This is a genomic window from Streptomyces sp. SID4985, from assembly GCF_009863025.1.
Taxonomy (GTDB): domain Bacteria; phylum Actinomycetota; class Actinomycetes; order Streptomycetales; family Streptomycetaceae; genus Streptomyces.
The window spans coordinates 1-5522 of sequence record NZ_WWIR01000034.1 but is presented as its reverse complement, the minus strand read 5'-3'; the positions used below and the strand labels follow the sequence as shown (position 1 = coordinate 5522).

At 71.4% G+C, this 5522-nt stretch carries 5 protein-coding genes and 1 pseudogene; 3 read left to right on the top strand and 3 right to left on the bottom strand.

Annotated features, from left to right (window positions below; translation table 11 throughout):
* Together GTW40_RS01580 and GTW40_RS01575 are read left to right on the top strand one after the other, a co-directional pair.
* Nucleotides 1-107, top strand: a pseudogene (locus GTW40_RS01580) (lytic transglycosylase domain-containing protein); the annotation flags it as partial.
* A 117-nt stretch (nucleotides 108-224) separates the two neighbouring features.
* On the top strand, nucleotides 225-1613 hold the full coding sequence (locus tag GTW40_RS01575) for an AI-2E family transporter (protein ID WP_237525275.1): 1389 nt from the start codon (nucleotides 225-227) through the stop codon (nucleotides 1611-1613).
* Nucleotides 1614-1640: 27 nt separating this feature from the next.
* Here GTW40_RS01575 and GTW40_RS01570 read toward each other — a convergent pair whose 3' ends face one another.
* Together GTW40_RS01570 and GTW40_RS01565 are read right to left on the bottom strand one after the other, a co-directional pair.
* Nucleotides 1641-2174 carry an alkyl hydroperoxide reductase gene (locus GTW40_RS01570; RefSeq protein ID WP_161178329.1) on the bottom strand — a complete coding sequence of 178 codons (534 nt, stop codon included), beginning with the start codon at nucleotides 2172-2174 and terminating at the stop codon, nucleotides 1641-1643.
* Nucleotides 2175-2177: 3 nt separating this feature from the next.
* Nucleotides 2178-2732 (bottom strand): peroxiredoxin, encoded by a 555-nt coding sequence (locus tag GTW40_RS01565; protein WP_161178328.1) that lies wholly within the window; start codon nucleotides 2730-2732, stop codon nucleotides 2178-2180.
* Nucleotides 2733-2867: 135 nt separating this feature from the next.
* Between GTW40_RS01565 and GTW40_RS01560 the strand changes: the two genes are divergently transcribed.
* Complete coding sequence (locus tag GTW40_RS01560) at nucleotides 2868-3854, top strand: LysR substrate-binding domain-containing protein (protein WP_161178327.1); 987 nt, start codon at nucleotides 2868-2870, stop codon at nucleotides 3852-3854.
* Between the two features lie 70 nt (nucleotides 3855-3924).
* Here the strand turns inward: GTW40_RS01560 and GTW40_RS01555 are convergent.
* Nucleotides 3925-5522: ABC transporter permease (locus GTW40_RS01555; protein WP_161178326.1), on the bottom strand; the 1598-nt coding region annotated here is incomplete at its 5' end.

Sequence of the window (5522 nt, the reverse complement as noted above, 5' to 3'; positions counted from 1 at the left end):
AGACCAACCCGGCCACCCAGATCAAGTGGGGCCTCAGCTACATGGACGGCCGTTACGGCAGCCCGTGCCAGGCCTGGTCGTTCTGGCAGGCCAACCACTGGTACTAGGCCGCCCGGCTCAACCCCGCACAGCCCCTCCCCGTCCTAGGGGGAGGGGCTTTCGCGTTGTACGGTCGTACCCGGACGGCTCGCAGCGCCCCGGTAGGCGGGGAAGAGGGACGGATGATGTCGCGAATGCCAGGGTGGCTCGGCCGGCTCGGGGCCGGTCTGACCGAGATGAGCGAGCGTCTTGACGAGCTCCGCGCCGAGGTGGAGAAGGAACACGCCCCGCCTGCCGAGCCGTCCGCCGAACCCGTGGACACCGTCAAGGCCGTGGTGCCCCATCAGGCGGGCCCCGACCGCCGCCCGGACCCCGCGCAGGCCGTCCCCTGGGGCGTACGGGTCGCCGCCGAGGCGGGCTGGCGGCTGCTGGTCCTCGCGGGCACCGTCTGGGTGCTGATGCGGGTCATCAGCGCGGTCCAGCTCGTGGTGTTCGCCTTCGTCATCGCCCTGCTCGTCACCGCCCTGCTCCAGCCGACGGTCGCCCGGCTGATGCGCTACGGCCTGCCCCGCGGCCCGGCCACCGCGCTCAGCGCCATATCGGGGTTCGTCATCATCGGCCTGATGGGCTGGTTCGTGACCTGGCAGGTCATGGAGAACATCGACACGCTCTCCGACCAGATCCAGAACGGCATCGACGACCTGCGCAACTGGCTGCTGAAGAGCCCGTTCCATGTGACGGACAAACAGATCAACCAGATCGCCAAGAGCCTGCGCGAGGCCATCGGAGCCAACACCGACCAGATAACGTCCGCCGGGCTCGAGGGAGTCCAGGTCGTGGTCGAGGCCCTGACCGGCATCCTGCTGGTCTTCTTCTCGACCCTGTTCCTGCTCTACGACGGTCAGCGCATCTGGCAGTGGTTCCTCAAGCTGGTCCCCGCCGCCGCCCGCCCGGGCGTCGCCGGAGCCGGGCCGCGCGCCTGGAGCACCCTGACCGCCTACGTCCGGGGCACGGTCCTGGTCGCCCTCATCGACGCCATCTTCATCGGCCTCGGCATCTATTTCCTCAACGTGCCGATGGCCGTCCCCCTGGCCGTCTTCATCTTCCTGTTCTCCTTCATCCCCCTGGTCGGCGCGGTCGCCTCCGGCGCGCTCGCGGTCGTCGTCGCCCTGGTGACCCAGGGCGTCTTCACCGCCGTCATGACCCTCGTGGTCGTGCTCGCCGTCCAGCAGATCGAGGGCCACATCCTCCAGCCGTTCATCCTGGGCCGCGCGGTACGGGTCCACCCGCTCGCGGTGGTGCTCACGGTCGCGGCGGGCGGCATGGTGGCGGGCATCGGCGGGGCGGTGGTGGCGGTACCGCTGGTGGCGGTGACGAACACGGTGGTGGGGTATCTGCGGCAGTACTCGATGGGGGAGCAACCGTCCAGCTCGCCTGTGGGTGTTCCAGCCCGTCTGGGGGCACCCCCTCCGGGGGAGCTTGAGGACGAGGCCGTTCAGGCCGACGGGGGGTCCGGGGGCGAAGCCCCCGGGGACGCCCAGGAAAACACCGAGGGCCTCGCCCACAAGGAGTGAGCGAGGCCCCGGGGCCGACAGAGCCGATTACTCGGCCAGAACAGCTTCCGCGTCCAGCGTGACGCCGACCGCCTGAACCACGGAGGCGATCTTGAACGCCTCCTGGATCACGTCGCGCTCGACGCCGGCCTTGCGCAGCACCTGCTCGTGCGAGTCCAGGCACAGGCCGCAGCCGTTGATCGCGGACACCGCGAAGGACCACAGCTCGAAGTCGACCTTGTCGACGCCGGGGTTGCCGATGACGTTCATCCGCAGACCGGCGCGCAGGGTGCCGTACTCGTGGTCCGACAGCAGGTGCCGGGTGCGGTAGAAGACGTTGTTCATCGCCATGATGGCGGCCGCGGACTTGGCCGCGGTGTACGCCTCCGGCGAGAGGTTCGCCTTCGCCTCCGGCTCCAGCTCACGCAGGACGATGGGGGAGCGCGAGGCGATGGCGGTCGCCAGCACGGTGCCCCACAGCTGCTGCGCGGGAAGGTCGGAGTTGCCGATGACCGAGCCCAGGTTGAGCTTCAGATCCTTGGCGTAGTCCGGGACGCGGGACTTCAGCGAGTCGAGCGACATGGGTCACTCACCGGCCAGCAGCGCGACCGGGTCCAGGGTGTTCTCGCCCTTGGTCCAGTTGCACGGGCACAGCTCGTCCGTCTGGAGCGCGTCGAGGACCCGCAGGACCTCCTTGGGGTTACGGCCGACGGAACCGGCGGTCACCATCGTGAACTGGATCTCGCGGTTGGGGTCCACGACGAAGACGGCGCGCTGCGCGAAGCCGTCCTCACCCTCGATGCCCAGGTCGCGCATGAGCTCGTGCTTGGAGTCGGCCATCATCGGGAACGGCAGGTCCGTCAGGTCCGGGTGGTCCTTGCGCCAGGCGTGGTGCACGAACTCCGAGTCACCGGAGAAGCCGAGGATCTGGGCGTCACGGTCGGCGAACTCGTCGTTCAGCTTGCCGAACGCGGCGATCTCGGTCGGGCAGACGAAAGTGAAGTCCTTGGGCCACGCGAAGACCACGAGCCACTTGCCCTCGTAGGACTTGTGGTGGATCTCCTCGAACTCCTTGCCCTTCTCCAGCGAGACGCAGGCGGTCAGTTCGAACTCGGGGAACTTGTCACCGACAGTGAGCACTTGCTCTCCTTGCAGCGAGGAGGCACCCCTGGTCGGGAGGTGCTTCCCATGGGTTGGACGGGGCCGATGGTGGCACAGGGTGCATTGATTAGGGAAATAGCTACACTCGGTGCCATTGATCGGAGGTGGTTATCGGTGACCAGCGGTAGCGGCACCCGGAAGCAGCCGAGTCTCGCGCAGCTGCGGGCCTTCGCGGCGGTGGCGGAGCATCTGCACTTCCGGGACGCGGCGGCGGCGATCGGGATGAGCCAGCCGGCGCTGTCCGGCGCGGTCTCGGCGCTGGAGGAGACCCTGGGGGTGACCCTCGTCGAGCGTACGACCCGCAAGGTGCTGCTCTCGCCCGCCGGTGAACGGCTCGCGGTGCGGGCCAAGGCGGTGCTCGCCGAGGTCGGGGCGCTTCTGGAAGAGGCCGAGGCGGTGCGCGCGCCGTTCACCGGGATGCTGCGGCTCGGGGTCATCCCCACCGTCGCGCCGTATCTGCTGCCCACCGTGCTCCGCCTGGTGCACGAGCGCTACCCCCAGCTCGACCTCCAGGTGCACGAGGAGCAGACCGCCAACCTGGTCGAGGGCCTGCACTCCGGGCGGCTGGACCTGCTGCTGCTCGCGGTGCCGCTCGCCGTGCCCGGGGTGGTCGAACTCCCGCTGTTCGATGAGGACTTCGTGCTGGTCACCCCGCTGGACCATCCGCTCGGCGGCGACGACGGCATCCCGCGCGAGGCGCTGAAGGAGCTGAACCTGCTGCTCCTGGACGAGGGGCACTGTCTGCGCGACCAGGCGCTGGAGATCTGCCGCGAGGCCGGGCGCGAGTTCCGTGGCGCGGGGCGCGGCGGGCGTCCGGCCGCGGCGCCGGTCACCACCACGGCCGCCGGGCTCTCCACGCTCGTCCAGCTCGTCGCGGGCGGTCTCGGCTGCACACTGCTGCCGCGTACCGCGATGGAGCTGGAGACGGCCCGGGGCGACCGGCTGCGCACCGCCCGCTTCGCCGACCCGGCCCCGAGCCGCCGCGTCGGCCTGGCGATGCGCGCGGGCGCGGCCCGGGGCAGCGAGTACCAGCAACTGGCCGCCGCCCTGCGGGAGTCGTTGCGCCCGCTGCCGGTACGGGTGCTGGACGCGGAGGCGTGAGAGGGGCGGGGCCCCCGGTGGAGCCCCGCCCGTCCCGTCGCCCTTGAGCGCGGCTCCCCGCCCCCGAGGGCTACTCCGTGCGCAGCCCGTCGGGCCGCATCAGCCGCAGTAGCGGGGGCAGGCTGAGCAGGGTCACGGCCGCGACCATCGCCGCGCCCACACCCGTCAGGGACAGCACGCTCGTCCAGTCCACCCGTACCGGCGTCGCCGTCATACGCAGCAGTACGGCGCCCAGGCCGAGGCCCACGGCCGAGGCCAGCAGGACGCCGAGCGCGATCGGCACGGCCGCCTGCCACAGCACCGACAGGCCCAGGGTCCGGCGCCGGGTGCCGAAGGCCACCAGGACCGACAGCAGTTTGCGCCGCTCGCGCAGCTGCTCCAGCTGGGAGACCAGCAGGCTCGCCCCGATCAGCGCCAGCACACAGGTCGCGCCGATGAACAGACCGGTGCGCAGGGAGCTGTAGCCACCGTCGGTCTCGGTCGACGTCCAGGCGAGGACGTCCGAGACCGGGTCCACCCGTGCGGCGGTGTTGCGCACGTACTCCCGGCCGTCCGGACGTGACGGGTCCAGGCGGAGGAAGACCTGGGCGGACAGCGCCGGTTGCGCCGCGGCGGGCAGCGCGGACGGGGTGACCAGCAGCCCGTTGACGCTCCGCATCAGGGAGTCCGCGCGGAAGGCCGCGTGCGGCAGCGAGGCCGTGAGCTTCAGCGGGACCGCGAGACCGGGGCCGCCCATGATGCGCGGGTTGATCCAGGCGCGCCCGCCGGGACGCAGAGCGGCATCGCGCATCGCCTTGTCGGTCGCGCTGGAGTAGTCCGGGCTGTTCACGGTGAACATGTCGCCGTCGCGGCAGGAGGAGAGCCGGGCCACCTCGCGCAGGGAGGCGCAGTCGCCCACGACCATGTCGGTGTAGGAGGTCGGGTCGGCCGGTCTGTCGCCGAGGCTCGCGGTGGCCAGCCCCACCGACGCCCGTACGCCCTCGGTCCGCGCGAACGCCCGGGTCGCCGAGGTGACATCGGTGCGGTGGCTGAGGGCGACCTCGATCTGCGCGCGGGCGGGGTCGTGGCCGGTGCTCTTCACGTACTGGCTCTGCACGCCCGCGAACAGCATCTGGAGCGCGATCGCCCCGGCCACCGCGACCGCGATGCCGTTGACCGTGCGGGCCGCCATGCCGCCGCTCGACTGGAGCCGCCGTACGGCCAGTTGCCAGGAAAGCGGGCCCGCGCCGAGCGGGGTGACGCCCCGTTCGACGATCCAGGGCAGCAGCGCGGTCACGCCGACCAGGAGCAGCAGGACACCGCCGATGACGAGGACCTGGTTGAAGTCGCCGTTGACGCGGCCCTGGCCGATCATCGGCCAGAGCAGCGCGAGACCGGACAGCGGCAGGAGCAGCCGCCACCACAGCCGGCGCCGGGCGGACACGGCCGCGCGCACCACGCCGAGCGGCTCGACCACCACCGTGCGCATCGCCAGCAGCGTGACCAGCACCGCGCACACCGGAACCGCCACCGCGACCAGCGGGACCAGCGCGGGGGAGGGGGTGACATAGCTCGGGAAGAAGCTCTCGCCCTGGATCTCCACCAGGCCCGCCGCCTGCCGTCCGGCCAGGAAGAGCGCCGCGCCGACGAGGAGTCCGAGCACCGCACCGGCCAGCGCCTCGCCCGCCG